Source organism: Gordonia sp. UCD-TK1, from assembly GCF_001691435.1.
Classification (GTDB): domain Bacteria; phylum Actinomycetota; class Actinomycetes; order Mycobacteriales; family Mycobacteriaceae; genus Gordonia; species Gordonia hongkongensis.
On the sequence record NZ_LZMP01000090.1, the window covers coordinates 36,234 to 60,887 of the forward strand.

The 24,654-nt window shown below is 69.9% G+C and carries 25 protein-coding genes and 1 pseudogene; 13 read left to right on the plus strand and 13 right to left on the minus strand.

All coding sequences use genetic code 11. The features are described 5' to 3' along the window. Positions 1 to 31 precede the first annotated feature (31 nt). From A9310_RS24360 to A9310_RS24370, 3 genes are read right to left on the minus strand one after another with little or no spacing between them, the layout of a single operon-like run. Positions 32 to 1,585 carry a condensation domain-containing protein gene (locus tag A9310_RS24360; RefSeq protein WP_065632785.1) on the minus strand — a complete coding sequence of 518 codons (1,554 nt, stop codon included), beginning with the start codon at positions 1,583 to 1,585 and terminating at the stop codon, positions 32 to 34. Then, positions 1,582 to 2,019 (minus strand): SufE family protein, encoded by a 438-nt coding sequence (locus A9310_RS24365; protein ID WP_065632786.1) that lies wholly within the window; start codon positions 2,017 to 2,019, stop codon positions 1,582 to 1,584. The genes A9310_RS24360 and A9310_RS24365 overlap by 4 nt, the downstream gene beginning before the upstream one ends. A 13-nt stretch (positions 2,020 to 2,032) precedes the next feature. Further along, positions 2,033 to 2,929, minus strand: a complete 897-nt coding sequence (locus tag A9310_RS24370; RefSeq protein ID WP_055475116.1) for a sulfurtransferase — start codon at positions 2,927 to 2,929, stop codon at positions 2,033 to 2,035. A gap of 152 nt (positions 2,930 to 3,081) precedes the next feature. On the opposite strand from A9310_RS24370, the gene A9310_RS24375 reads away from it, so the two are divergent. Further along, positions 3,082 to 4,065: a metalloprotease gene (locus A9310_RS24375; protein ID WP_226512967.1), complete on the plus strand. Its 984-nt coding sequence runs from the start codon at positions 3,082 to 3,084 to the stop codon at positions 4,063 to 4,065. A gap of 25 nt (positions 4,066 to 4,090) precedes the next feature. Here the strand turns inward: A9310_RS24375 and A9310_RS24380 are convergent, their stop codons facing one another. Genes A9310_RS24380 through A9310_RS24390 form a run of 3 tightly spaced genes read right to left on the minus strand, consistent with a single transcriptional unit; the run spans position 4,091 to position 6,641 of the window. Beyond that, positions 4,091 to 4,759, minus strand: coding sequence for a nucleoside triphosphate pyrophosphatase (locus A9310_RS24380; RefSeq protein ID WP_065632787.1), 669 nt, complete (start codon positions 4,757 to 4,759; stop codon positions 4,091 to 4,093). 2 nt (positions 4,760 to 4,761) lie between these two features. Continuing rightward, entirely contained in the window at positions 4,762 to 4,980 is a 219-nt protein-coding gene (locus A9310_RS24385; protein WP_171011626.1) for an acyl-CoA carboxylase subunit epsilon, read from the minus strand. A gap of 32 nt (positions 4,981 to 5,012) precedes the next feature. Beyond that, positions 5,013 to 6,641: an acyl-CoA carboxylase subunit beta gene (locus tag A9310_RS24390; RefSeq protein ID WP_065632788.1), complete on the minus strand. Its 1,629-nt coding sequence runs from the start codon at positions 6,639 to 6,641 to the stop codon at positions 5,013 to 5,015. 158 nt (positions 6,642 to 6,799) lie between these two features. Between A9310_RS24390 and A9310_RS24395 the strand changes: the two genes are divergently transcribed. Then, positions 6,800 to 7,591, plus strand: coding sequence for a biotin--[acetyl-CoA-carboxylase] ligase (locus tag A9310_RS24395; protein WP_065632789.1), 792 nt, complete (start codon positions 6,800 to 6,802; stop codon positions 7,589 to 7,591). 3 nt (positions 7,592 to 7,594) lie between these two features. On the opposite strand, the gene A9310_RS24400 is transcribed toward A9310_RS24395, so the two are convergent. Further along, complete coding sequence (locus A9310_RS24400; RefSeq protein WP_065632790.1) at positions 7,595 to 8,206, minus strand: hypothetical protein; 612 nt, start codon at positions 8,204 to 8,206, stop codon at positions 7,595 to 7,597. A 141-nt stretch (positions 8,207 to 8,347) separates the two neighbouring features. Between A9310_RS24400 and A9310_RS24405 the strand changes: the two genes are divergently transcribed. Genes A9310_RS24405 through A9310_RS24415 form a run of 3 tightly spaced genes read left to right on the plus strand, consistent with a single transcriptional unit; the run spans position 8,348 to position 11,044 of the window. Next, positions 8,348 to 8,968, plus strand: coding sequence for a PH domain-containing protein (locus tag A9310_RS24405; protein WP_055475046.1), 621 nt, complete (start codon positions 8,348 to 8,350; stop codon positions 8,966 to 8,968). Further along, entirely contained in the window at positions 8,965 to 9,639 is a 675-nt protein-coding gene (locus A9310_RS24410) for a response regulator transcription factor (RefSeq protein WP_065632791.1), read from the plus strand. Before A9310_RS24405 ends, A9310_RS24410 begins: the two co-directional genes overlap by 4 nt. A 7-nt stretch (positions 9,640 to 9,646) precedes the next feature. Beyond that, positions 9,647 to 11,044, plus strand: a complete 1,398-nt coding sequence (locus A9310_RS24415) for a HAMP domain-containing sensor histidine kinase (protein ID WP_065632792.1) — start codon at positions 9,647 to 9,649, stop codon at positions 11,042 to 11,044. Here A9310_RS24415 and A9310_RS24420 read toward each other — a convergent pair. Beyond that, the gene (locus tag A9310_RS24420) at positions 11,016 to 11,576 is read right to left on the minus strand and encodes a GtrA family protein (protein WP_197282748.1); all 561 of its coding nucleotides are present in this window, start codon (positions 11,574 to 11,576) and stop codon (positions 11,016 to 11,018) included. The two genes, A9310_RS24415 and A9310_RS24420, sit on opposite strands and share 29 nt — an antisense overlap. 77 nt (positions 11,577 to 11,653) lie before the next feature. On the opposite strand from A9310_RS24420, the gene A9310_RS24425 reads away from it, so the two are divergent. Together A9310_RS24425 and purE are read left to right on the plus strand one after the other, a co-directional pair. Continuing rightward, positions 11,654 to 12,955 (plus strand): 5-(carboxyamino)imidazole ribonucleotide synthase, encoded by a 1,302-nt coding sequence (locus A9310_RS24425; protein WP_065632793.1) that lies wholly within the window; start codon positions 11,654 to 11,656, stop codon positions 12,953 to 12,955. Continuing rightward, positions 12,952 to 13,464 carry a 5-(carboxyamino)imidazole ribonucleotide mutase gene (gene purE, locus A9310_RS24430; RefSeq protein ID WP_065632794.1) on the plus strand — a complete coding sequence of 171 codons (513 nt, stop codon included), beginning with the start codon at positions 12,952 to 12,954 and terminating at the stop codon, positions 13,462 to 13,464. The genes A9310_RS24425 and purE overlap by 4 nt, the downstream gene beginning before the upstream one ends. Positions 13,465 to 13,476: 12 nt before the next feature. Here purE and A9310_RS24435 read toward each other — a convergent pair. The 4 genes and pseudogenes from A9310_RS24435 to A9310_RS24450 all read right to left on the minus strand — a co-directional run bounded on the left by A9310_RS24435 (position 13,477) and on the right by A9310_RS24450 (position 17,544). Beyond that, positions 13,477 to 14,308, minus strand: a pseudogene (locus A9310_RS24435) (dienelactone hydrolase family protein). A gap of 4 nt (positions 14,309 to 14,312) precedes the next feature. Then, positions 14,313 to 14,687: a nitroreductase family deazaflavin-dependent oxidoreductase gene (locus A9310_RS24440; protein WP_065632795.1), complete on the minus strand. Its 375-nt coding sequence runs from the start codon at positions 14,685 to 14,687 to the stop codon at positions 14,313 to 14,315. Between the two features lie 38 nt (positions 14,688 to 14,725). Next, positions 14,726 to 15,442: a TIGR03089 family protein gene (locus A9310_RS24445; protein WP_065632796.1), complete on the minus strand. Its 717-nt coding sequence runs from the start codon at positions 15,440 to 15,442 to the stop codon at positions 14,726 to 14,728. Next, complete coding sequence (locus tag A9310_RS24450; protein WP_065632797.1) at positions 15,430 to 17,544, minus strand: LCP family protein; 2,115 nt, start codon at positions 17,542 to 17,544, stop codon at positions 15,430 to 15,432. Before A9310_RS24450 ends, A9310_RS24445 begins: the two co-directional genes overlap by 13 nt. 230 nt (positions 17,545 to 17,774) lie before the next feature. On the opposite strand from A9310_RS24450, the gene rfbD reads away from it, so the two are divergent. The 3 genes from rfbD to A9310_RS24465 are packed head-to-tail and all read left to right on the plus strand — an operon-like array spanning position 17,775 to position 20,787. Beyond that, positions 17,775 to 18,725: a dTDP-4-dehydrorhamnose reductase gene (gene rfbD, locus A9310_RS24455; protein ID WP_065632798.1), complete on the plus strand. Its 951-nt coding sequence runs from the start codon at positions 17,775 to 17,777 to the stop codon at positions 18,723 to 18,725. Positions 18,726 to 18,730: 5 nt separating this feature from the next. Then, positions 18,731 to 19,609, plus strand: coding sequence for a glycosyltransferase family 2 protein (locus A9310_RS24460; protein WP_175401211.1), 879 nt, complete (start codon positions 18,731 to 18,733; stop codon positions 19,607 to 19,609). Between the two features lie 44 nt (positions 19,610 to 19,653). After that, positions 19,654 to 20,787, plus strand: a complete 1,134-nt coding sequence (locus tag A9310_RS24465; protein ID WP_065632800.1) for a sugar phosphate nucleotidyltransferase — start codon at positions 19,654 to 19,656, stop codon at positions 20,785 to 20,787. 20 nt (positions 20,788 to 20,807) lie between these two features. Here the strand turns inward: A9310_RS24465 and A9310_RS24470 are convergent, their stop codons facing one another. Continuing rightward, positions 20,808 to 21,455 (minus strand): O-methyltransferase, encoded by a 648-nt coding sequence (locus A9310_RS24470; RefSeq protein WP_055475035.1) that lies wholly within the window; start codon positions 21,453 to 21,455, stop codon positions 20,808 to 20,810. Positions 21,456 to 21,747: 292 nt separating this feature from the next. Here A9310_RS24470 and sigE point away from each other — a divergent pair, with 292 nt between their 5' ends. The 3 genes from sigE to A9310_RS24485 all read left to right on the plus strand — a co-directional run bounded on the left by sigE (position 21,748) and on the right by A9310_RS24485 (position 24,649). Continuing rightward, positions 21,748 to 22,368, plus strand: coding sequence for an RNA polymerase sigma factor SigE (gene sigE / locus A9310_RS24475; RefSeq protein WP_065632801.1), 621 nt, complete (start codon positions 21,748 to 21,750; stop codon positions 22,366 to 22,368). 233 nt (positions 22,369 to 22,601) lie between these two features. Further along, on the plus strand, positions 22,602 to 23,132 hold the full coding sequence (locus A9310_RS24480; protein WP_055475033.1) for a hypothetical protein: 531 nt from the start codon (positions 22,602 to 22,604) through the stop codon (positions 23,130 to 23,132). After that, positions 23,129 to 24,649 (plus strand): S1C family serine protease, encoded by a 1,521-nt coding sequence (locus A9310_RS24485; RefSeq protein ID WP_065632802.1) that lies wholly within the window; start codon positions 23,129 to 23,131, stop codon positions 24,647 to 24,649. The genes A9310_RS24480 and A9310_RS24485 overlap by 4 nt, the downstream gene beginning before the upstream one ends. The last annotated feature ends 5 nt before the right edge of the window (positions 24,650 to 24,654 follow it).

Here is a 24,654-nt window from a genome sequence, read left to right on the forward strand (position 1 = left end):
CCACCGAGCAATCGTTCGGTGGAGCCCTGGGTCACAACGCCGGAGAGAATGTGCTCGCATCACCGAGGCGTCGGACCAGTTCGGCGAAAGCACGCAGGTAGGCGTGGACGGGACCACCTGTCGGGTCGATCGCCCAACCGTCTTCGGAACGGGCCTCGGCGGCGGGAAATGTGACGTTTCCCTCATGTTGTGCACCCGGAGTGTTCGCCGAGGCGGCGACGCCGAGCTCACGCAGCGGCGACTCGCGCGGGAACCGGGCGGAGTACCGCAGTCCCGACGGGGTGCGGTTGATCCAGATGTACACCTCGTCGGGCGAATAGCTGTGACTGCGGAGGACCTTCGCACGCCCCGCGTCGGCGGCCCCGGCGCCCGGTGCATAGCGCGTGTCGATGAACGAGATGACGAACCGCGGGCCACCCTCGTGCCCGATCAGGTCGGCCACCCGCAGGAACGGCAGCGAAGCGCCCTGACGCCCGTGCTTGAGCGCGGCGGTGGATCGGACGACGGCCTGGTCGAACGTCGGGGAGTCGGACATGTCGAGACAGAAGGGAGCGACCCCGACGAACCAGCCGAGGGAGGTCAGCCAGCGGGCGTCGTCGCGCGTGTGCCGCGGCAGCACACAACGGAACTGCCGATCGCCGGTCAGTTCGTGGTGCACCACGGCGAAGGCCGCCAGCACTCCGGCGGTCAGCGTGCCGCCGGCCTCCGAGCAGATCGCGGTGAACCGGTTGGCCGTCGCGTCGTCGGCGACCACACCCCACAGCGACTCCTGGGGGAGTGCCGCGTCCGTGTCGACATCGTCGGGGGCGGCATCGTCGGGGGTGCGGTGATCGTTGGCCGGGTCAGCCGTGTGCAGGCCGGGCATGTCACCGTTGCCGGCGGCCAGGAACTCCGACCACAAGCCGACGGCCGGATGATCGCGCCCGGTCTGGTCGGCGAGCCGGCGTTCCGCGGCGCTGAAGTCGACATAACTGCCGACCTCGGGCAGATTCGCGCCGCGATGCTCCCGCGCCGCCCGGTACATCGACACCAACTCCTGCTGGGCCATGATCAGCGAGTACCCGTCGACCAGCGAGTGATCGGCGGCGAAGAGGAGCGTGAACGAGCGTTCGCGTCCGACCGTCGCGAACCGGTAGGCCGGCCAGTGCAGCGGTGCGGTGGCGCGATCGAACGAGCCCGCCAGTTGCTCGACGAGCGGACCCGACTCGGCGTACCAGCCGACCCGGCCCATCTTGAGTTTCACGGTCCCCGGCGCGGTGGTCAGCCGCTGCAGGCCGGAGCCCTTGATGACGACGTGACTACGCAGCACCTCGTGCCGGTCGATCCACTGGGTCAGCACCGACCGGATGGCCGGGATCGACAGCGGCTCGTCGAACTCGATGCTCAACCCGAGCCAGGCCTCACGTCCGCCCTCGCGACGCGTGCGGACCCGGTACTCGAACGCCGCCCGCAGATGCTGCTCGTGATTATGCGAGGTCAGGCGCGAATCGTAGTCCCAATTACCCAGTCCGCCCGGCACATACGGAGTCCACTCGACGAGACCGCCGGGCGCGATGGGTTCGTCGCGGATCTGGATGAACTTCATGCCCCGGGCGTGTCGGGCACCTGGCCGCGAACCTGCGCCTTGATGCGGCCCAGCATGCCCGCCATACCCCGCAGGCGCAGCGGACTCACGGCGCTGCCGAGTCCCAGGTCGTAATAGAAATCCGATGGCACGTCGAGGATTTCGCGCGCCGACGCGGTGTCGAGCCCCTGATGCAGGATGGCGGCGAAACCGCGGGTCGTCGGCGCCTCGCGCGGAGCGCTGAAATACAGCCGCACCGACGACGGGTCCGCGGCGTCGACGGACAGGAAGACCGGCGACTGGCACTCGGGTACCGGTTCCATCGCATCCTGCTCGAGATGCGCCGGTATGTCCGGCAATTCGCCGGCGAACTCGAGCAGGAGCGTGACCTTGTCGGAGTCGCCGAGTGCGCCGAAGTCGTCGACGATCTCGGCCAGGGCTGGAGGCAGACTCATCGTGCGGTCGGGTTCACTCGGTGCCGGGAACGGCGCCCGGCTCCTCGCCGACGGCGATCGGCACGCGCACCGCGTTGCCCCACTCGGTCCACGATCCGTCGTAGTTGCGGACCGCGGTGTGCCCCAGCAGATGTGTCAGCACGAACCAGGTGTGGCTCGACCGCTCACCGATGCGGCAGTAGGCGATCGTGGGCGTCTTCGGGTCGAGCCCGGCGTAGATCTCGTCGAGTTCGGCTCGGCTGCGGAAACGGCCGTCGGGGGCGGCGGACTTCGCCCACGGGATCGAGATGGCGGTCGGGATGTGCCCGCCGCGCAGCGCGCCCTCCTCCGGGTAGTCCGGCATGTGCGTGCGCTCGCCGGTGTACTCCTGCGGAGAACGGACGTCGACGAGGGGCTCGGTGCCCAGGGCCTCCAGGACCTGCGGCGCAAACGCGCGGATCTTGGCGTCGTCGCGCTCGACCACCGGGTAGTCCGACCGCGGGTAATCGGGGACGTCGAAGGAGGTGTCACGGTCCTCGGCCATCCAGGCGTCGCGGCCACCGTCGAGCAGGCGGACGTCCTCGTGGCCGAACAAGGTGAAGACCCACAGCGCGTAGGCGGCCCACCAGTTGCTCTTGTCGCCGTAGATCACGACGGTGTCGTCGCGTTCGATTCCCTTGCTGCGCATCAGTTCCGCGAACTGCTCGCCGTTGATGTAGTCGCGCGTGACCGGGTCGTTGAGATGAAGGTGCCAGTCGATCTTCTGAGCGGTCGGGATGTGGCCGATGTCGTAGAGCAGCACATCCTCGTCGGACTCGATGATCTTGAGTCCTTTGGCGCCGAGATGCGCCGACAGCCACTGGGTCGTCACCAGCCGCTCGGGGTGGGCGTAGTCGGCGAAGGCCGGATTCGGGTCGGTGTCAACGCTCACGGTGCTCTCCAGCTCGCTGTTCGGACGTTCCGCGTGGATCACGCGCGGACCATCTGCGGTCCCGCTGATAAAGCGTAGGGCATCGGCCGGAGCGTGCTTCGATCAGACGACAAACCCCAGGTGAAGCGGGTCCCGCCTGCTACGTTCGCCGAATGATCGATCGACGCGGGCCCCTCGCGATGCGGTGGGCGGTCGCTCTGGCCGCCGTGGTGACACTGTCTGTCGGAAGCGGATGCGCACTCATCCCGTCCGAGGATTCCGGGGAGTCCCGTCCGTCGTCCGCGTCGACAAGCAGCGCACCCAGTCCGACGCCGTCGCGCTCAACGGACCCGACCGGCGACGCCGACGCGGCGCAGTGCCGGCCCGACGACTGCCCGAAGTTGCCGACGCCGACCGCGGAACTCATGACCAGCGGGGTCACCCCGGCCAATGTGGACACCGCGGTGCCCGACTACCTGACCACGCTCCTCGACGACCTCGACCAGACATGGGGTGGGTGGTTCGACGAACTGGGCTGGGGCGACCCGGCACCGGGACGGGTGCTGATCGAGTCCGGCACCTCCTTCGCCACGGAGTGCATTGCCGGCGAAGAGGATTCGAACCCGGTACCGATCCCGTCCGACGAGGCCAACGCGTTCTTCTGTGGAGTGGACACCGAACCGAACGGAGAGGGCACCCCGACCGAGGGCAGCATCGTGCTCCCGGTCGACACCTTCGCGGCCATCTGGGACGGCAACGTCTTCGGGGTGCCGTCGCCGATCGTCGGCGACTTCACCGCGGCGATCGTGGTCGCGCACGAGTACGGCCACAACGTCGTGTTCCGGATGGCCGAGGCGTTCGACATCCCCGACAGCCGTCTCCCGGCCGGCAAGAACAGCGAGCTCATCGCCGACTGCCTGGCCGCGAACTGGGGTGCGACCGCCTACCAGCGTGATGCGCTCGGCGCGCGGGAGATCCTTCAGGTCGCGACGCTGCTGCCGATCATCGGCGACACCGGCGGCGCCTCCGGACACGGCTCGGCGCGCGAACGTGCGGTGGCGTTGACGGTCGGACTGACCGGCCCGCAGTTCAACCGCCAGGGTCAGCCGGTCGACTGCATCGAGCGGTACTGGCCGGAATTCTTCGAGGTGGAGTAGGGCCACCTCAGGGAGCGGGTCGTCGTCAGTGGCGCCAGAAGTCGGTCACCGAGAGCCCGACGTCGGCCAGGAGGGTGCGGACCAGCGGCAGGCCGATACCGATGACCGACGACGGGTCGCCCTCGATACGCTCGACCAGCCAGCCACCCAGACCGTCGAGGGTGAATGCGCCGGCCACCTGTAGAGGTTCACCGCTGGCGACATACCGCTCGATGACGTGGTCGTCGGCGGCGGCGAAATGGATCGTGGTGGAGCTCGTCCCGCCGGCGGTCGCGGGCCGGTCGAGGCGGATCAGGTGATGGCCGGTCAGCAGGTCCGCGCTACGACCGCCCATCTCCGACCACTGCGCGACGGCGCGTTCGGGGGTGTGCGGTTTGCCGAGCAGCCGGCCGCCTAGATGGAGCATCGAGTCGCAGCCGATGACGGCCACGGGGCTGCCGGACCCGGCGAGTTCGGCGATCTCCGGAAGTGCCGCAACGGCTTCCGCCTTCGCGCGGGCGAGTTCGGCGACCACCACACCGGCCGGTGTGGAATCGGGGAGCGCGGCGAGGAGCGCATCCTCGTCGACATCCGACACCCGCACGACCGGCTCGACGCCTGCCGCCCGAAGGATGCGGAGCCGGGCAGGGGAGGCCGAACCGAGTACGAAGATCGGGCCGGGAGTACCCGGCCCGATCTCGGATTCGGATGTCATCGTCAGTAACGCAGGTTGGTGAAGCTTCCCGGACCGCCCCACTGCGGACGCAGCCGGTCGATCGGGTGGCCCCAGTCGTTCCGGGTCTCGGGCTCGGCCGAACCGCCGCCCGAACCGGCGCCGGCGAGGACGGTCACCAGCACGGCGAGGTCCTCGTCGGTCGGATTGCCGCCGACGACCGTCAGGAACGGACGCTCGGACTTCGTGGAGTCTTCGCTCACGGAATTCTCGCTCTCGGAACTGACCGCTGGTGTCACAGGGGGATGTTGCCGTGCTTCTTGGGCGGCAGGTTGACCATCTTGCGCTCGAGCAGCTTGAGCGCGGTGGCGATCTGACCGCGGGTGTGGCTCGGCGGGATCACCGCGTCCACGTATCCGCGGGCGGCCGCGACATACGGGTTGACGAGGGTGTCCTCGTACTCCTCCTGCAGCTGCAGACGCAGTGCGTCGACGTCCTCGCCCTTGGCGGCCGCGTCCTTGAGCTGGCTGCGATACACGAACCCGACCGCACCCGAGGCGCCCATGACGGCGATCTGGGCGGTGGGCCACGCCAGGTTCACGTCGGCACCCATGTGCTTGGAGCCCATGACGTCGTACGCGCCGCCGTAGGCCTTCCGGGTGATGACGGTGATCTTGCCGACCGTCGCCTCGCCGTAGGCGTAGAGCAGCTTCGCGCCGCGACGGATGATGCCGCGGTACTCCTGATCGGTGCCGGGAAGGAAGCCCGGGACGTCGACCAGGGTGACGATGGGGATGTTGAAGGCGTCGCAGGTGCGCACGAACCGGGCGGCCTTCTCCGAGGCGTCGATGTCGAGGCAGCCGGCGAACTGCGTCGGCTGGTTGGCGACGATGCCGACGCTGCGGCCGTCCACCCGGCCGTAGCCGATGATGATGTTCGTCGCGTACTCGGCCTGCACCTCGAGGAACTCGTCGTCGTCGAGGATGCGACGGATGACCTCGTGCATGTCGTAGGGCTGGTTCGGCGAATCCGGGATCAGCGTGTCGAGCTCGAGGTCCTCTTCGGTGAGGGTGTCCTCGATGGAACCGGCGGCCGGCTGCGCGACGGGCAGACGCGGGGCATTGGCGCGGTTGTTGCTCGGCAGGTAGCTCAGAAGTTCCTTGACGTACTCCAGGGCGTCCTCTTCGTCGGAGGCGACGTAGTGCGCGGTGCCCGACTTCGACATGTGCGTGTGGGCGCCGCCGAGCTCCTCCATCGTCACCTCTTCACCGGTGACCGTCTTGATGACGTCCGGACCGGTGATGAACATCTGGCTGGTCTGGTCGACCATGACCACGAAGTCGGTGAGCGCGGGGGAGTACACGTGACCGCCGGCCGCGGCGCCCATGATCAGCGAGATCTGCGGGATGACACCGGAAGCACGCACGTTGCGGTGGAAGATCTCGCCGTAGAGGCCGAGCGAGACCACGCCCTCCTGGATGCGGGCGCCGGCGCCGTCGTTGATGCCGATCAGGGGGCGACCGGTCTTGATCGCGAGGTCCATGACCTTGACGATCTTCTCGCCGTAGACCTCGCCGAGGCTGCCGCCGAAGACCGTCGAATCCTGCGAGAAGACGCAGACCTCGCGACCGTCGATGGTGCCGTAACCCGAGACGACGCCGTCACCGAGCGGGCGGCGCTCGGCGAGTCCGAAGTTGGTGCTGCGGTGCCGGGCGAGGGCGTCGAGTTCGACGAAGGACCCCTCGTCGAGCAGGTGGGTGATCCGTTCCCGCGCGGTGAGCTTGCCCTTGGCGTGGGTCTTCTCGACGGCGGCCTCACCCACCGGATGCTTGGTCTCCTCGAGACGATTGCGCAGATCGGCGAGCTTTCCCGCCGTCGTGTGGATGTCGGGAGCGGCGGCGTCGTCGCGCGAAGCAGTGGTCATGACTGACGATGCTAACTACCCGAGTGTGAGCCACGTCAACCGGATCAACGTGAGATATCCCTCAGGTTTACGAGCGATCGGTCGGTGGGCCGGCGGGTCGACCGTGAAACCGGTGGTATCCGTTCGTGCGGAGGCGGCGGCAAGTAGTTTCGTCAGGTATGAGTCTCGACGCCGATCTGCTCCGCACCCGTCTCACCGGCACCCGCTGGCACCGGATCGAGGTGGTCGAGGCGACCGGTTCGACCAATGCCGACCTCGTGTCGCGCGCCTCCGGCGAATCCGTCGGGGGCGCCGTGCGGATCACCACCGACCAGACCGCCGGACGTGGCCGCCACGCCCGCACCTGGACCGCGCCGGCCGGCACGCAGCTGGCCATGTCGGCCGCGCTCGACGTCGCCGACCACACCGAGGACCTGGGCTGGCTGTCGCTGCTGGCCGGACTCGCCGCCGTGCAGGGTGTCGACGACGCGATGGGGATCCGTCCGACGCTCAAATGGCCGAACGACGTGCTGATCGACGGCAAGAAGGTCGCGGGCATCCTCTCGGAATACACCCGCAGCGAGCATGCCGCAGGTGGCCCGGGAGGCGTGGCGGTGATCGGCACCGGGCTCAACACCACGATGGCGGAGGAGCAGCTGCCGGTCCCGGCCGCCACCTCGCTCCGGCTCGCCACCGGCCGCGACGTCCCGCTGACCGAGCTCGCCGCGTCGTACCTGCGGGCGCTCTCCGAGCTGCTCGACCTGTGGCCGCACGACCTGGACGGGCTCGCGGCGCGGTACCGCGACGACAGCGACACCATCGGCCGCCGCGTACGGCTGGTCCTGCCCGGCAATCGTGAGGTCGTCGGCACCGCGACCGGTGTCGACCCCTCCGGCCGGATCGTCGTCGACGCCGACGGTGAGCAGGTGGTGGCCGCCGCGGGCGATGTCACCCACCTGCGGCCGGAGTGACTACTAGCGCTGGACGCTCTTGCCGGCCATCGCCGGGATAATCGTCAGCGAGGGCAGGCCGATCACCAGATGCACGATCGCGGTCTCGATGCCCACCGAGATCTGGTTGTAGGTCAGGATCGGGATCAGCACGGCCGCCACCAGCAGCAGGCCGACGATCCACCGGTAGAACTGATCGGGTGACGGCGTGACCAGGTGCAGCACGTACCAGAGCGCACCCGCGGCGAGCGCGCACAGGAAGCCGACGACGCCGAACCAGAGCTCGCTGGCGGCGACCGGGTTCCACACGCCGAACTTGCCCGACTCGTTCACCTTCTCCACGAATGCGGAGATGATCCAGGCGACGAGCCATGCCGCGAGACCGGTCACCACGCCGGTCATGACCACACCGCCGGCGAAGGTGACGGGATTGATGTCCGGGCCACGACGGGGCTTGGCGGGCTGGCCCGGCCGGCCGTAGGCGCCCTGGCCCCCGTACGGATCTCCCGCATAGGGATCGGCGGCGTACGGATCGCGCGCATACGGGTCGTTCTGGCTGCTGTAGGCACGCGACTCGGGTGTGTAACCGGACTCGTAGCGCGCGGTCCGCGGGTCGCGGGGATCCTGGTAGCTCATGGCGTTCTCCTCCCCGACCGGTCGTGGGAGCCGATGGTCGGATCTGGTGTCGGTCGGATCTGGTGTCAGGGCCCTGGCATGCTCACGGCACGAGGACGGCGGTCGGCGTGATTGGCAGTCTACTGCGGCACCCGGCCGTTTATGCTGAGCCGCATGGCCTATCCGCGGGAGAACCTGGCGTCGGGGGAACGCGTCGTCCTCCATCGGCACCCGCACTGGAAATGCCTGCTCGGGCCGTTCCTCTTGTTCGGGCTCCTCACCGCCGCCGCCGGCGTACTCCTCGGCGTCATCACCTCGTCGGGGTTGCGGTCGACACCGCAGACCGTGCTGCTCATCGCGGTCGCGGCGGTCTGGGCCATCGGCTTCTGCTGGTACTTCGTCCGCCCGCTGATGTCCTGGAAGACAACGCATTTCGTGCTCACCGACCGGCGGGTGATGTTCCGCAACGGAATCATCACCCGGTCGGGCATCGACATCCCGATCCGCCGGATCAACACCGTCGAGTTCCGGCACGGCCTCGTCGACCGGATGCTGCGCACCGGCACGCTGGTCATCGAGTCGGCCTCCGACGAACCGCTGTCCTTCGACGACATCCCACAGGTGGAGAGGGTGCACGCGCTGCTGTATCACGAGGTGCTCGACGTCCACGACGACGAAGATCATCCGTGGGACGGACACCGGCGCGATTCCCACGACCAGCCCGCCGACGGTCCCGTGCACCCCGGTGACCGGGCGGAGAACCGGGGGGTCCGCGACCGATGACGACCGTGCTGCTCGCCGAGGACGACGCCGCGATCGCCGAACCGCTCGCGCGGGCGCTGTCGCGTGAGGGTTACGGCTGCGAGGTGGTCTCGACCGGGGCGGATGCCCTGGAGAAAGCCCTCGACACCCGCTATGAACTACTCATCCTCGACCTCGGGCTACCGGTGCTCGACGGTCTGGAGGTGTGCCGGCGGGTACGGGCCCAGCGACCCGCGCTCGCGGTGCTGATGCTGACCGCACGCACCGACGAGGTGGATTTCGTGGTCGGCCTCGACGCCGGCGCCGACGACTACGTCGGCAAGCCGTTCCGCCTGGCCGAGCTGCTGGCGCGGGTGCGTGCCCTCCTGCGGCGTCGCCAGCCCGGCGACGTCGTCCTCGAGGGCGGTGCCCTGCGCCTGGACGCGCGGGCGCGCCGCGTCCTGGTGAACGGACACGACCTCACCCTGGCCAACCGCGAGTTCGACCTGCTGCGCTTCCTCATGGAACGCGCGGGCGAGGTGGTGACGCGCGAGGAGATCCTCACCGAGGTGKGGGGTTCGGCCGACCTGCGGTCGTCGAAGACCCTGGACATGCACATCTCGTGGCTGCGCCGGAAGATCGGCGACGACCGCCACGACCGTCCCCGCCACATCGTGACCGTGCGCGGCGTCGGCTTCCGGTTCGACCCCTAGTCGTCTCATGCGCCGTCGCCTGCTCACGACCATGATCGCCGTCCTGCTGGCGGTCGGTGGGCTGCTGGGCATCCCGCTGAGTGTCGTTGCGTGGTGGTGGGTCGCCGACAACGCGCACCAGGACCTCGACAACCGGCTGAAGGTCATCGCAGACCAGCTGATCCGGCAGGAGGGGGCCGACGGCCGGATCCCGCCGGAGTCCCTCGACCGTGAGGCGTTCCAGCTGCTGCTGCCGCCGAACGGCAGCCTGATCGTCACCTTCCCCGACCCCACCGGCACCCTGCAGCGCACGGTGGTCGGGGCGGATATCAGCGAGCCCCGGCTCTCGGAGTCCATCGTGCTCGGCGCAGCCGGGACGCTGACCCTGTCCATCCCGCGCGACGAGGTGCGCAACGACCAGTTCACCGCCGCCTCGATCGTGGCCGTCATCGTCGTCGCGTCCGTCATCGGCGGCACGCTGGTCGCCGCGGTCACCGCGGGTCGGATCGTCGATCCGCTGACCGATCTCGCCGATCGGGCCGCGACCATGGGCCGGGGCGACTTCCGGACCCAGTGGAAGATGTACGGCATCGCCGAACTCGATCGGGTGTCGCGTGCACTGGCCGACGCGAACGCCGAACTCGCGCTGCGCCTCGAGCGCGAGCGAGAGGTCGCCGGTGACGCCTCCCACCAGCTGCGCAGCCGCCTCACCGCGATCCAGCTGCGCCTGGAGGAACTCTCCTTGCACGATGACCCCGCGGTCGTCACCGAGGCCGAGGCCGCCCTCGATCAGATCGAGCGGCTCGCCGCCGAACTCGACGAGCTGGTCGAGGCGTCCCGGGCCGACGAACCCGCGCCCGAGTTCGTCGACGTGTCGGACATGCTGACGACGCTGGTCGGGGATTTCCGGCACGCCTTCGAGGCGAGGGGCCGCGAACTGCTGGCGACCTTCGACGGCGTCCCGCACGCGCTGACCGCGAACCCGGGTCGTCTCCGCGAGGCGGTCAGTGTGCTGGTCGACAATGCCCTGCAGCACGGCCGCGGGACCTGCCGGATCCACGTCGGCACCCTGCCCGCGGGGGACCTGGTGCGCATCACCGTCGCCGACGAGGGTGACGGGGTCGCCGACGAGATCGCCGCACACATCTTCCGTCGGGGATTCTCGGCCGGGCGACGGCCCGGCGCGGGCCGGAGCGGGGTCGGCCTGTCACTCGCGCGGGCATTGATCGAATCCGACGGTGGCCGACTCGAACTGACCGTCCGGCGACCGCCGGTGTTCGCGATCGTCGTGCCCGCGCGGCTGGTCACCGGACGCGATCAGCTCGGCACCGACCGGGGCGACTCCGAACTCGCCGACGAGATCGACGAGAACTCTGGTCGGTCCCCGCGATCGGGCGTCAGGCGTGACCGAGTTCCTCATCGTTGAGCTCGGCGAGCGAGGGGTGCAGGTCGGTCGATCCGGCGTCCCCGCCGCGCAACTGTTCTTCGGGGAAGGCGAACTTGCGCAGTGCCCAGAACCGGAACGCCATCTGCATGAGGTTGCCGATGATGTAGCCGAGCACGAAGTCGATGACCACGATCTCGGACACGCTCAGGTTGGAACGCATGTCGAAGATGTTGTTGGCGACGAACAGTGGAGCGGCCTGGAGGATGACGCCGATACCGCTGATGGCGAAGAACAGCATCGCCTCGTGGTGACGTTCGCGGCCGCCGCGGTTCTTGAACGCCCACTCGCGATTGAGGATGTAGCTCAGGATGGTGGCCAGGACGCCGGCGATGACCTTGGCGATGACCGGCTTGGTCTCCAGGACCGTGAGGCTCAGGCTGTAGAAGATGGCGAGGTCGAAGACGAAGGTGGTCCCGCCGACCATCGCGAACTTGATCAGTTCGTGGTGCCGCATCACGAGCCGACGGACCGGCGCTGGGAGGCGGGCGATCATCTCGTCGATCAATGGCACAAGATCCGAGTGTACGAAACGAAACCGCCGGGACACGTGCCGGGCGGTTGTGCGAATGATGCCGCATACATGCCACGATGGTGCGCGTGAATTCACGCGAGCAGGTCGGCGGTGCCGTGTCCCCGTCGTCGCAGGTGCCGCCGGTCCCTGAGTCGGGGCGCCCGGGCGGCCGGGCGTCGGGGATGCCGACCGTGACGATGATCGGCGGTGGGCAGCTCGCTCGGATGACCCACCAGGCCGCCATCGCGCTGGGTCAGTGCCTGCGGGTACTGGCGGCCTCGGAATCCGATCCGGCCGCCCAGGTCAGCGCCGACGTCGTCCTGGGGTCGCACGACGACCTCGACGATCTGCGCCGCGCCGCGTCCGGGTCGGTCGCGGTGACCTTCGACCACGAGGGTGTCCCGCTGGCGCACCTGCAGGCACTCGAAGCCGACGGTGTCGCGGTGCTGCCGCCGTCGAAGGCGCTGCATTTCGCACAGGACAAGCTCGCCATGCGGGTCCGGCTGGCCGAACTCGGCCTGCCCGTGCCCGACTTCGCCGACCTGTCCGGGGACCGGGTCGCGGCCCGGTCTCGTCTGATCGAGTTCGGCGAGGCCAACGACTGGGCGATCGTCGTCAAGGCGGTCCGCGGCGGTTACGACGGCCGCGGTGTGTGGCTCGTCGACGGCGCGGACGACGCTCTCGCGGTCTTCGACGACTACCCCGAAGACGCACCGGCGCTACTAGCCGAACAGAAGGTGCCGATGCGACGAGAGTTGTCTGCGATGATCGCGCGGTCGCCGTTCGGTCAGGGTGGGGCGTGGCCGGTGGTCGAGACCATCCAGCGCAACGGGCAGTGCGCGGTCGTCCTGGCACCGGCTCCCGGGCTCGACGACGAGGTCGCCGCGCAGGCACAGCAGATGGCGTTGCGGCTGGCCGACGAGCTCGGTGTGGTCGGTGTGATGGCGATGGAACTCTTCGAGACCGTCGACGGCGAGCTGGTCGTCAACGAACTGGCGATGCGTCCGCACAACAGCGGGCACTGGACGATGGACGGCGCGGTGACCTCCCAGTTCGAGCAGCACCTGCGCGCCGTCCTCGACTATCCGCTGGGCAGTACGGCACCGAGTGCGCCGGTGACGGTGATGGCCAACATCCTCGGCGCGGCGGACGCACCGGCGATGTCGATGGACGAGCGGCTGCACCACCTCATGGCCCGGATGCCCGAGGCCAAGGTGCATCTCTACGGCAAGGGCGAGCGACCCGATCGCAAGATCGGGCATGTGAACATCGTCGGGCGCGAAGGGGATTCGCCGGAGTCGGTACGGGAGCGTGCCGAACGCGCGGCCCAGTGGATGTCGCGGGCGACGTGGACCGACGGATGGGATGAACATTCATGAGTGAGACGCAGGGCCCGCGGGTGGGCCTGATCATGGGCAGTGATTCGGACTGGCCGACGATGAAGGCGGCCGCCGAGGCCCTCGCCGAGTTCGACGTGCCGTTCCAGGTGGGTGTCGTCTCGGCTCACCGCACGCCGCAGCGCATGCTCGACTACGCGGCCGGCGCGGCGGGCCACGGCATCGAGGTGATCATCGCGGGCGCCGGTGGCGCCGCGCATCTTCCGGGCATGGTCGCGTCGGCGACCCCGCTGCCGGTGATCGGGGTACCGGTCCCGCTGCGGCATCTCGACGGACTGGATTCGCTGCTGTCGATCGTGCAGATGCCCGCCGGGGTCCCGGTGGCCACGGTGTCGGTCGGCGGCGCCCGCAACGCCGGGCTGCTCGCGGTCAGGATCCTCGCCGCCGCCGACGCCGACCTGCGCGCCCGGATGGTCGAATTCCAGCAGGGGCTCGAGCAGATGGTTCTCGACAAGGACGCGGCGCTCCAGCAGGAACTGTTGGGGGAGTAGGTCTTCCGCCGATCAGATCGTCGGCTGCAGGCCGAGTTTCGCGGTGAAGAAGTCGATGACCCGATCGTAGGCCTCGCGGGTCGGCTGCCCGGGCTCGTCGCGGAGGTCTTCGGTGAGCACCGAATGTGGCCGCGGCAGCATCGAATCCGGGTTCGCGGACTCGTCGGGTAGCTCGATGCCGATGAAGGCGTCGCCGAGGATCTCCCGGAGATACGCGAATCGGGCTCCCGGCACGAGACGGTCGCCCTGGAAACGAAGACCCATCACCTCGAGGCCGCGTGCGCACCGCGCTTGCACCAGAGCGAGATCCGACTCGCTCACGTCGATGGCCCGCGCGCGCCCCGGCAACACCGCGATCGGCAGTGAGGGCTGGGACAGCACCGGGGCGAGCATCCGCTCGTCGGTGGCCATCGCGAGTGCGAACCCGCCGGTGAAACACATCCCGACGGCACCGACCCCGGGGCCGCCGCACCGGTCGTGTTCGCGGGCGGCCAACGCCCGCAGCCACGACGCGACCGGTGACGTCTTGCCGGTGGCCAGGATCGTGAACTCGCGGGTGATGCAGGCCCGGGCGATGGTGCCGAGCATGTTCGTCGCCGAGCCGACCGCGCCGAGGTTGTCCGGGCGAGGATCACGGCCGTCGACGCCGAACAGCGACGGCAGCACCGCGGTGGCGCCCGCCCCGGCCACCCGGCGCGCGACGTCGGCGACCTTGGGGCTGATCCCCGGCATCTCGCCCGATGACGATGACGGCGGGACCGCTGCCGAGGCGATGCACCCGGCGGGTGGTCCCGTACAGGGTCACGTCCTCGGCGTCGAAGTCGTCGAGCGGGTCGTCGGCCATCAGATCACGCCGCGTGCAGTGTGCCGAGGAGTGCGGAGTCAAAAAGTCGCGCCGGGATGCGGGCACCCCGGGCGATGTCCGGCGAGTCCGACGGCACCACCCGCGGACCGGTCACCCGGTAGTGCCGGTTCTTGCGGATCAGGCCGAAGGTCCCGGCGGCCCGCACATTGCGGACCCAGTCGGTGTGCCGCCCGTACGTGAGGATGATGGTGAGCCGATCGCCGTCGACCCACGCCATCACCGGGATGGAGTAGTGCCTGCCGGACTTGCGTCCGACGTGCTCGACCATCGCGTACGGGGCCAGGCGGGGCGCCCATTGTCGCTGGATGGGATTGGTCACTCGCTTGTTCAGCCGGGCCACCGCGCGGGGGATTCGCATGTCCCCACTGTGCCCGATCGACGGCGTGCCCGCGGGGTTCACGACAGGATCAGGGTGGCCTTTTCCATCTCGGCGATCGCCGCGAGCCGTTCCGGTGAGGCCGCGGAGACGTGGACGAGGCTGCCGCCCGCCAGCAGAGGTGCCAGGAGGTGGGCGATCACCCGGTCGCCGGAGTACCACGGCCGGGTGGACACCACGCGGGCGCCCGGTCCGATTCCCTCGCGCTCGGCCGTCGCCCGGGCGTCGTCGAGCGCCTCGCCGATGGCGGCGCCCKCGAGGGTGGCCGACGCCGGATAGCGGGAGACGAACTGATCGCCGTGGACGCGGACGACGCTGCCGTAGTCGCCGACGCCGGGCGGCAGGTCGCGCAGCGGCAGCGCGAACGGATCGAGCGAGGCGACCACGATCTCGTCGACGTCGGGATGGCTGTCCAGGCGATCACGGCTGGTGAACACGACCATCGGGTCTTCGGTGGAGTCGAAGTGCACCTCGGCGCCCGCCCAGAGCGCGCCCAGCAGGATGCCGGCCGTCTGCCAGTGCTCCGGGAGATCGACCGCGACGACATCGCCTTCGGCGACCCCGATCTCGTCGCGTAGGTAGTTCGCGGTCTTGGCCGCCCAGTTGCCTAGGGTCGCCGCCGAGAGCTCGGTGCGCTCGCCGGTCGCGTCGTCGTAGTAGGTCAGCAGCGGACGCGAATGATCGGCGACCGCGGCGAAGATCGCGTCGGTGAGAGTGTTCGGAGTCAGTTCACGCACATGGGCCCCTCGTTGCCCGCGGTGATCGGCGGGCGCTTGTTGCCGACGCGCTCGCTCGCCGGGGTGTTGTCGGTCTGGTCGCCGGTGTCGCTGATCGAGCCCGGACCGGCGTAGGTGTTGGTCAGCACCACCTTCAGCTGGTCGTCGGCGAGAGCGGGATCGGCGACGACCTGGGCGCCGCCGAGATCCTTGGCGAGGAGCCGAGCGGCGTCGCTCTCCTCCTTGGCGTACACGATCGAGTCCTTCGTGTCGGCCTTGCCGCTGGAGGTGGCTCCGACCCGGAAACCCTTGTTGGTCAGGATGTTCGCGACATTCGAGGCGAGCCCGTCGATGGTTCCTGCGTTGACCACGTTGACCGTGTAGTCGCCGCGCTGGATGCCCTGCGTCTGCTTCGGTGCCAGCAGGTCACCGGTGAAGGCCTGGACCTCGCGCGGGTCCACCTGGACGACGCTCTGCTGACCGTCCTCGCTCCAGCCCTGCTCGGTCACGATCGGGATGGTCGCGAACTTCACCCGGCCGCCGCTGAGGTCCTTGAGCTGTTCGGCGAACCGGATGATGTCCCAGTCGTCGTCGATGACCACCGACCGCGACACCGCGTTCTGCAGCTCCGACAACTTGCCCGGGTCGGTCAGGGTGTTCGCCGAGATGATCTTCTGCGTCAGCGACGCCATGAACGCCTGCTGGCGGGTGATGCGGTCGAGATCGCCGCGGGGGAGGCCGTGGCGCTGACGCACGAAGCTGAGCGCCTTGGGCCCGTCGAGAGTCTGACGGCCGGCGCGGAACCGCGCGCCCGTGAAGGGATCCCGGACCGCCTCGTTCAGGCAGACGTCGATGCCGCCGGCCGCGTTCGTCAGCAGCACGAAACCAAGCAGGCCCACCTCCGCGTAGTGGTCGACCTGCACGCCGGTCAGGTTGGCGACGGTGTCCACCAACGCCTTCCGGCCCGCCAGGGTGCCCTCGGACTCGGCCTCGCCCTCCGACTTGCCGTCGGTGACCGCTTGCGCGCGAACGGTTTCGCGCGTCGTGCCGTAGGCGGCGTTGATCTTGCTCATCCCGACACCGGGTACGTCGACATACGAGTCGCGGGGGATCGAGATCGCGGTCGCCGACGAGCCGTCGTCGGGGATGCGGATCAGCAGGATGGTGTCGGTGTTGGTCGCCACCTCGTCGCCCGACCGCAGGAGTCGGAGTTCCTCCGGCGACAGCGGATTGCCCTTGGCGTCGGTCCGCGAATCGGTGCCCACGAGGAGGATGTCGACGGCCCCGTCTTCGGCGCCACCGCCGAGATCGAGTCCGCCGAGCTGGGTGATGCGGGTCTGCAGGTCCGACATGGTGTTCCAGGCGTATCCGGTGCACAACAGCACCGCCACCGAGGCGACCGCGATGAGCGCACGACCCCAGCCGGCCCCCGGGGTGCGGGCACCTTTGCGTCGGCTGTCGGCCGGCGGCTTCGAGGGTGGTTCCGGTGTCGACGACGTCGCCGCCGTGCGCCGGTCGCCGGACTTCGGTCCGGTCTGCTTCGGTCCGGCCGATTTTGGTTCGGTCTGTTTCGGTCCGGTCGGCTTCGGGTCGGTGGACTGACGTGCGGTCGGCTTCCGCGGGCTCGCCTTGGGGTCGCCCGGCTTCCGCTCGGACGTCCGCTTCGCGGCCGGGGCCGGTCGGGTGTGGATCTCGCCGGAGGTGCGTCGGACGGGCCGCGGCTCGCCGGGGCGGCGCTGCCGGGTCGGGGTGGGTTCCACGGCTTCTGGCGTGGCCCGTCGACCGCCGGGGGCGCGACGTTCGGAGTTGCGGGGGTCGGCGGCCGGCCGACGCCGGGGGTCGCGGGGTTCGCGTGGATCGGCAGCGCGACGTCGCGGGTCCGGCGGGGGCTGGCGTCGCGCTCGGGGTGGGGGATTGCCCGGTTCACCGGGGAGCGGAGCGGCGCGGCGCGGGGATTCGCGTCCATCTGGTCCACCGTCGTACGGGGGCCGGGCCGGGCGCCTGCGCGCACCGGGCTCCGGGGCGCGCCGATCGCCGGGCATCGGCTGACGCCCGTCCGGACCCGGCCGTGCCGGACGGCGCGGCTGCGCGCGCCGACGCGGGCCGTCGGATGGTGAATCCACTGGTGAGCGGTCCCTTTCGAGGTCGGCACATCGGGTCCGGGGTCGACGCGGCGCGCGTTACGCCTGAGGATGTCGATACTGATGTGCAAGGCGGGTCGGCTGTTGTGTGCTGTCGCCAGGCTACTGAAGTGATTCGCGAATTCGAGAACGCAACGCCGGTCGTGTGAGTAGCCGTCGTCACGTGTGCCGGCGAGCGCGTCGCCGCGTGGGTACCGCCGGACTCCGGCACGATGGTGCTCATGCGTGTGACGCCGAGCAACCCCACCGTGTACATCGTCGGCGCCGGCGGGCAGCTGGGGACTGCCCTGCAAGCACGGTCGAGCGAGGTTCCCGACGTCGTCGTGCGGCCGCTCACCTCAGCCGACGTCGACATCGCCGACCCGACCTCGGTGGCCGCCGCGCTGGGCGACCTCGGCCCCGACGACATCGTGGTGAACTGCGCGGCCTACACCGACGTCGACGGAGCCGAGGCCGACGCGGAAGGCTCGCGGCGGGTCAACACCACCGGGCCCGAGGTGCTCGCGCGCCGGACCGCCGGCGCCGGCGCGTGGTTGGTGCACGTGTCGACCGACTACGTGTTCCCCGGTGCCGCCGCGGAGGGTTCCCGGCCGGTCGAGCGGAACGGATACGAACCCGACGACGTGAGCGGAACGCCCGCGACCGTGTACGGCCGAACCAAACTCGACGGCGAACGCGCCGCGCTGTCGGCGGATCCGCGGGCCACCGTCGTGCGGACGGCATGGGTCTACACCGGCGGGCCCGACAGCCGCGACTTCGTCGGCACGATGCGGCGGCTCGAACAGTCGCGGGAGACGGTGTCGGTCGTCGACGACCAGCTCGGGTCCCCGACCTACTCGTACGACCTCGCCGACGGGCTCTGGGAACTCGTCGTCGCGGGCCCCCGCGACGAGGTCTGTGGCGCGGTCCTGCATGCGACGAACTCGGGCACGGCCACCTGGTTCGACGTCGCCCGCGGGGTCTTCGAAGAGGTCGGGGCGCAGCCCGACCGGGTCCTGCCCACGACGACCGCCGAGTTCCCGCGCCCGGCCCCGCGGCCGGCGTTCTCGGTGCTCTCCGGCCACTCCTGGGAGGCCGCCGGCCTCACCCCGCTCCGGCCGTGGCGACCCGCGCTGCACGCGGCGATCGCCGCGTCGGACGCCGACCCCGGTTCGTTACCCTGAGCGGCGTGCCAGTTCAGCCAGCCGTGGTGACGGTGACCTATTTCTCGGGCGATCACCTCGTGACCTTCCTGCGCAGCCTCGACGCCGTCACCGACGTCATGCCGCAGGTCATCATCGCCGACAACGGGTCCGACGACGGCGCGCCCGAACGGGCCGAGCAGGAGTACGACACGGTCACGCTGGTCCGCACCGGCGGCAACATCGGCTACGGCGGTGCGATGAACCGCGGTGTCGCCGAACTCGACCCGGATGTCGAATTCGTGCTCATCTCCAATCCGGATGTCGAGTGGAAGCCCGGTGCCATCGACGAGCTGATGGCCGCCGCGCAGCGCTGGCCGCGAGCGGGTTCGCTCGGCCCGCTGATCCGCGAACCGGACGGCTCGATCTACCCCTCGGCGCGGCGCGTTCCCGACCTCGTGTCGGGCACCGGACACGCGATCCTCGGCACGGTGTGGAAGTCCAATCCGTGGACCGCGGCCTACCGCGCGGACGACGAGACACCGTCGGAACGCCCGGTGGGGTGGCTGTCGGGCTCGTGCCTGCTCGTGCGGCGCGAGGCCTTCGACGCCATCGGCGGCTTCGACGCCCGCTACTTCATGTACATGGAGGATGTCGATCTCGGCGACCGCCTCGGCAAGGCCGGGTGGCAGAACGTCTATGTGCCGAGCGCGGAGGTCGTGCACACCAAGGGGCACAGCGCCGGCCGGCATCCGGAGAAGATGCTGCCCGCCCACCACCGCAGTGCCTACCGGTTCCAGGCCGACCGCAATCCGGGACCGTGGCGGGCGCCGCTGCGCCTGGCGTTGCGCATCGGCCTGGAGGTCCGATCCCGGCTCGCCGTGCGCGCGGCGCGACGCGCGTCGGCGAGCGAGAGCTCCCGATGAATGCTGAAGTGAACACCAGTCACCTCGAGGAAGGACCCGATCCAGTGGACAACTACACCGTGCGTGAGTCGGTGGAAAGACCGTCCGTGGGGGGATCGGACAACATCAGGGAGGACGTCGAGGCCGTCGTCCTCGTCGGCGGGAAGGGAACCCGCCTGCGCCCACTCACCCTGTCGGCGCCGAAACCGATGCTGCCCACCGCCGGGCTGCCGTTCCTGACCCATCTGCTGTCCCGTATCCGGGCGGCCGGTATCCGCGACATCGTGCTCAGCACCTCATTCAAGGCCGAGGTCTTCAGCGAGTACTACGGCGACGGTTCGAAGCTGGGCCTGCGCATGCGCTATGTCACCGAGGACGAGCCGCTGGGCACCGGCGGCGGTATCCGCAACGTCCTCGACGAACTGACCGCGAACACGATCGTGGTCTTCAACGGCGACGTGCTCGGCGGCACCGATGTCGGCGACGTCATCGACAGTCACCGCGCCGCCGACGCCGACGTCACCATCCACCTCGTGCGGGTCAGCGACCCCCGCGCGTTCGGCTGCGTCCCGACCGACGCCGACGGCCGGGTCACCGCGTTCCTGGAGAAGACCCAGGACCCGCCGACCGACCAGATCAATGCCGGCACCTATGTGTTCAAGCGCGAGGTCATCGAATCCATCCCGGCCGGCCTGCCGGTGTCGGTCGAGCGCGAGGTGTTCCCCCGGCTGCTCGCCGAGGGCAGTCACGTCCATGCACACGTCGATCACGCGTACTGGCGGGACATGGGTACGCCCGAGGACTTCGTCCGCGGCTCGGCCGACCTCGTCCGCGGGATCGCGCCGTCGCCCGCCCTGGGGGACCGTCGCGGCGAATCCCTCGTGCACGAAGGCGCGGGAGTGGGCCCGGGTGCCCTCCTGATCGGCGGCACGGTGGTCGGCCGTGGCGCCGAGGTCGGCCCGCGCGCCCGCCTCGACGGCGCGGTCGTCTTCGACGGCGCCGTGATCGAGGCCGGCGCGGTCGTGGAACGGTCGATCATCGGCTTCGGTGCCCGCATCGGGCCGCGTGCGCTGGTCCGGGACACGGTCATCGGCGACGGTGCTGACATCGGCGCCCGCTGCGAGCTGCTGCGCGGCGCCCGGGTGTGGCCGGGAATCGAGATCCCCGACAACGGGATTCGATTCTCGACGGACGTCTAGTCCAGCAGGAGCGCGGCCGACTAGCGGATCTTCGCGGCGGCGAGCACGCCGGGCCCGAGCGGGATGACCACGGGAAGCAGCTGCTCGTCGTCGGCGATCAGCAGGGCCGCCTCGCGGGCCGCCGCCGTCGGCGGTTCGGTGCGGGCCGGGTCGCCGACCGTTCCGTGCGCGGTCGCGTTGTGGACGACCACGACACCTCCCGGTCGCAACATCCGGACGGCCTCGCGCACGAACCGCGGCAGGTCCAGCAGTGGTCCGTCCACGAAGACCAGGTCATAGGACGCGTCGGACAACCGCGGCAGCACCTCGACCGGCGTGCCGTTGATCAGCCGGGTGCGGCCCGGGGCGATGTCGGCGCCGGCGAACGACGCCCGCGCGGCCCGGTGATGTTCGGGCTCGGGATCGATCGTGGTCAGCACGCCGTCGGCCGACATGCCGTTGAGCAGCCAGAGGCCGCTCACCCCGGTGCCGGTCCCGATCTCCACGACGGCGCGCGCATCGGCCGCGCGGGCCAGCAGAGCCAGTAGCGCGCCGACCGCCGGGCTGACCGGTGTCGCGCCGAGCTCCTCGGCGCGAGCGCGGGCGGCGATGACGGCGTCGTCCTCGACGATGGCCGACTCGGCGTAGGCGATCAGGTCGGGGCGTGTGGACGGCGTTGACTCGGTCACGCGTCGAGGTTAGTCCGGCCCCGCGACGGAACCCGATCCGGCACGCCAGACCTGGGCGAATCCGCTCGCGGCGAGACCGCCGATGCATCCTCAGGCAACACTCAGGCGCCTCATACGGCGGCCACACTCCGATAGGAGAGGGTGAGAGCTGTTCCGGTTGGGACAGGTCCCGGGAGGTCGGTGTGAACTCCCTGGCAACTCGGGAATATCCAGCCGGAATCATCCGTTCGTCTTCGGTGAGTGCTTGGGTCACCGGGTGCGTGTTTCACGAGAGAGGAACCGACCACCGACCATGACCGATCCCCGCGATCCCGCCGACGCCGTGCCCGCCGTTCCGGCGGGCACCGCAGCTTTCGACGCCACCGGCGACGAACTGCTCATGCCGTCCTGGGACGACCTGGTCCGCGAACACGCCGACCGCGTCTACCGTCTGGCCTACCGTCTGTCGGGGAATCAGCACGACGCCGAGGACCTCACGCAGGAGACCTTCATCCGGGTCTTCCGCTCGCTGTCGAACTACCGTCCCGGCACCTTCGAGGGCTGGTTGCACCGCATCACCACCAACCTGTTCCTCGACATGGTCCGTCGCCGCAGCAAGATCCGGATGGAAGCCCTGCCCGAGGAGTACGACCGGGTGCCGGCCGACACCCCGGATCCGCAGCAGGTCTTCGACGCGACGAACCTCGACCCCGACCTGCAGCGCGCCCTGGACTCGCTGGCTCCCGACTTCCGCGCGGCCGTGGTGCTGTGTGACATCGAGGGCCTGTCCTACGAGGAGATCTCCGCCACCCTCGGTGTCAAGCTGGGTACCGTCCGCAGCCGCATCCATCGCGGTCGGCAGAGCATCCGCGACGCCCTCGCGGCCCAGGGACACACCAGCAGCCGTTCGGTCGCGCTCGGCTCGCACGCCTGAGGTCGCTGCCGGGAACCCTGCTCCGCCGAGCATCGTTGAGAGTCTCGGATACGCTGAGACGTTGCCTGTGTCACGGGACACGATGCGATCGGAGTCCGCAGCCCGCGGACGCCGCGCGTTCGGGGGACGGCATCGGATGCCGCCGGTCGGTACCGTGGCAGACAGCAGCAGAGCCCAGTGGCAACACAGGATTCATCGTGCGGCGGTTTCGTCGTGGAGAGGGGTGAACGACGATGATGGACGGCGATCGCGGGCGTCCGACCGGAAGTGGCGGTGTCGAACCGCCGACTCCCAACCTTCGTCGCCGGCGGTCCTCCTGGACCCCAGCCAGGTGGAATACGAACACCTGGAGTCCGGCTCCCTCCTCGTTCCTGCCCAACCGCGGCTACCGCGCGCCGGGTACGGCCGGCGGACGCGGCTTCGCACCCACCGAGCACCTGGCCCCCGAGGCGGTTGCCGCCTTCGTCGACGGCGAGCTCGGGATGTCCGCGCATGCGCGGGCCGCTCATCATCTGGCGCTCTGCCCCGAGTGCGTCACCGCGGTCGAGGCGCAGTCGTTGGCCCGCACCCGACTCCGCGAGTCCGGCCGCGTGTCGATCCCGGACTCCCTCCTCGGTCAGCTCTCCCAGATCCCCACGCGTGAGATCGATCTGAGCTCCGAGCCGCCCCGCCCGGCAGGGTTCGGGCCGACCGTGTCGCCCGATGCGCCGACCGACGGCATCCCCGCGGCCCGCGGCCGCGCCTTCCGTCGCCGGGGCCGGTGACCGTGGCCCCCGACGCCGATTCTCCCGATACCGGTGACGCACAGTTCGCGCGGCGCGCCGAACCGCCCGAGTCACAACGTCTGACGCCGTCGCGGACCCGACACTCGCCCGTGTCGCCGTCCACCGCGCAGGTGTTCGGCCGCCCGTCGGGTGTGCGCGGCTCGTTCGCCACCTCGGATGGCGACAAGCGGCCGCCCGAGCCACAGATCGCACCCCCGGACCCGGTGCTCGCCGAGGCCTTCGGCCGGCCGGCCGGATCGAGCGACACCCTGCAGCGGGATCCGCTCGCGACCTACGGCCAGACCGAGCAGCCGCAGGCGCCGGAGGACCCGTGGCGCGACCCGGAGAGCCCGGCGCGGCTCGACGCACCCGCGCTGGCATCCGCATCGTCGGACATCCCGACCGAGACCGGCCCCAAGCTCGGTGTCCGCGACATCCTGCTCGGCAATCGCCTGAGCTGGGTCTCCCTGGCCACGCTCGCGGTGATCGCGTTGCTGATCGGGCTCGTCGGCGGGCTGATGGGCCGGTACACCGCGGAGGTGGCCGCGCCGCTCACCAGTGACACGGTCGAGTTGTCCACCGAGGACACCGGCGGCGACGCCGGACCGCGGTCGTCCGTGGCCGAGGTGGCCCGGGCGGTGGAGAAGTCGGTCGTCGCCATCGACGTCCGCGCGGCGGGCGCCTACGCCACCGGGTCGGGATTCGTCATCGACAAAGAGGGTTACATCCTCACCAACAACCACGTCATCTCGATGGCCGCGAACGACAAGAGCGCCAAACTCGAGGTCGTGTTCTTCGACCGTCAGCGGGTTCCGGCGCGCATCGTCGGTCGCGATCCCAAGACCGATCTCGCCGTGCTGAAGGTCGACAATGTCGAGAACCCGACGGTCTCGGTGCTCGGTAGCTCGGGCGACCTGCAGATCGGCGAAGAGGTGGTCGCCTTCGGATCTCCATTGGGGCTCAACCGAACCGTGACCAGCGGCATCGTCAGCGCGACCGACCGTGCCGTGGCGCTGACGCCCGACGCGGAGTCCGACACCGACGCGGTGATCGACGCGATCCAGACCGATGCCGCGATCAACCCGGGCAACTCGGGCGGTCCGCTGGTCAACGGCGAAGCCCAGGTGGTCGGCATCAACACCGCCGGGCGCCTCGGCGCCGGGGGCGGCAACATCGGTCTCGGATTCGCGATTCCCATCGACGAGGCCAAGCCCATCGCGGAGGCGCTGATCCGCGACGGCCGCGTGAACCACCCGCAGATCGGCGTCAACGCCAGTTCGGTGCGCAACGAGCGCGTGCTGGGCGCACAGGTCCGCAACGTCGTCGCCGGCAGCCCCGCCGAACGCGCGGGCGTACGCGAGAACGACGTGATCACCTCGTTCAACAATCGCCCGATCGAGAGCGCCGACGAGCTGAACGTCGCGATCCGAACCGCCAGCATCGGCGAGTCGGTCCCGTTCCAGTACTGGCGGGCGGGTCGCACGTTCAGCGGTACCATCACTCCGGCGAGCGACTAACCACA

Excerpts from the sequence above, each read along its gene's own strand:
- A9310_RS24360 (WP_065632785.1), bottom strand. The coding sequence starts at position 1,585 with ATGAAGTTCATCCAGATCCGCGACGAACCCATCGCGCCCGGCGGTCTC.
- A9310_RS24365 (WP_065632786.1), bottom strand. The coding sequence starts at position 2,019 with ATGAGTCTGCCTCCAGCCCTGGCCGAGATCGTCGACGACTTCGGCGCA.
- A9310_RS24375 (WP_226512967.1), top strand. The coding sequence starts at position 3,082 with ATGATCGATCGACGCGGGCCCCTCGCGATGCGGTGGGCGGTCGCTCTG.
- A9310_RS24380 (WP_065632787.1), bottom strand. The coding sequence starts at position 4,759 with ATGACATCCGAATCCGAGATCGGGCCGGGTACTCCCGGCCCGATCTTC.
- A9310_RS24390 (WP_065632788.1), bottom strand. The coding sequence starts at position 6,641 with ATGACCACTGCTTCGCGCGACGACGCCGCCGCTCCCGACATCCACACG.
- A9310_RS24395 (WP_065632789.1), top strand. The coding sequence starts at position 6,800 with ATGAGTCTCGACGCCGATCTGCTCCGCACCCGTCTCACCGGCACCCGC.
- A9310_RS24400 (WP_065632790.1), bottom strand. The coding sequence starts at position 8,206 with ATGAGCTACCAGGATCCCCGCGACCCGCGGACCGCGCGCTACGAGTCC.
- A9310_RS24405 (WP_055475046.1), top strand. The coding sequence starts at position 8,348 with ATGCTGAGCCGCATGGCCTATCCGCGGGAGAACCTGGCGTCGGGGGAA.
- A9310_RS24415 (WP_065632792.1), top strand. The coding sequence starts at position 9,647 with ATGCGCCGTCGCCTGCTCACGACCATGATCGCCGTCCTGCTGGCGGTC.
- A9310_RS24425 (WP_065632793.1), top strand. The coding sequence starts at position 11,654 with ATGGTGCGCGTGAATTCACGCGAGCAGGTCGGCGGTGCCGTGTCCCCG.
- purE (WP_065632794.1), top strand. The coding sequence starts at position 12,952 with ATGAGTGAGACGCAGGGCCCGCGGGTGGGCCTGATCATGGGCAGTGAT.
- A9310_RS24440 (WP_065632795.1), bottom strand. The coding sequence starts at position 14,687 with ATGCGAATCCCCCGCGCGGTGGCCCGGCTGAACAAGCGAGTGACCAAT.
- rfbD (WP_065632798.1), top strand. The coding sequence starts at position 17,775 with ATGGTGCTCATGCGTGTGACGCCGAGCAACCCCACCGTGTACATCGTC.
- sigE (WP_065632801.1), top strand. The coding sequence starts at position 21,748 with ATGACCGATCCCCGCGATCCCGCCGACGCCGTGCCCGCCGTTCCGGCG.
- A9310_RS24480 (WP_055475033.1), top strand. The coding sequence starts at position 22,602 with ATGATGGACGGCGATCGCGGGCGTCCGACCGGAAGTGGCGGTGTCGAA.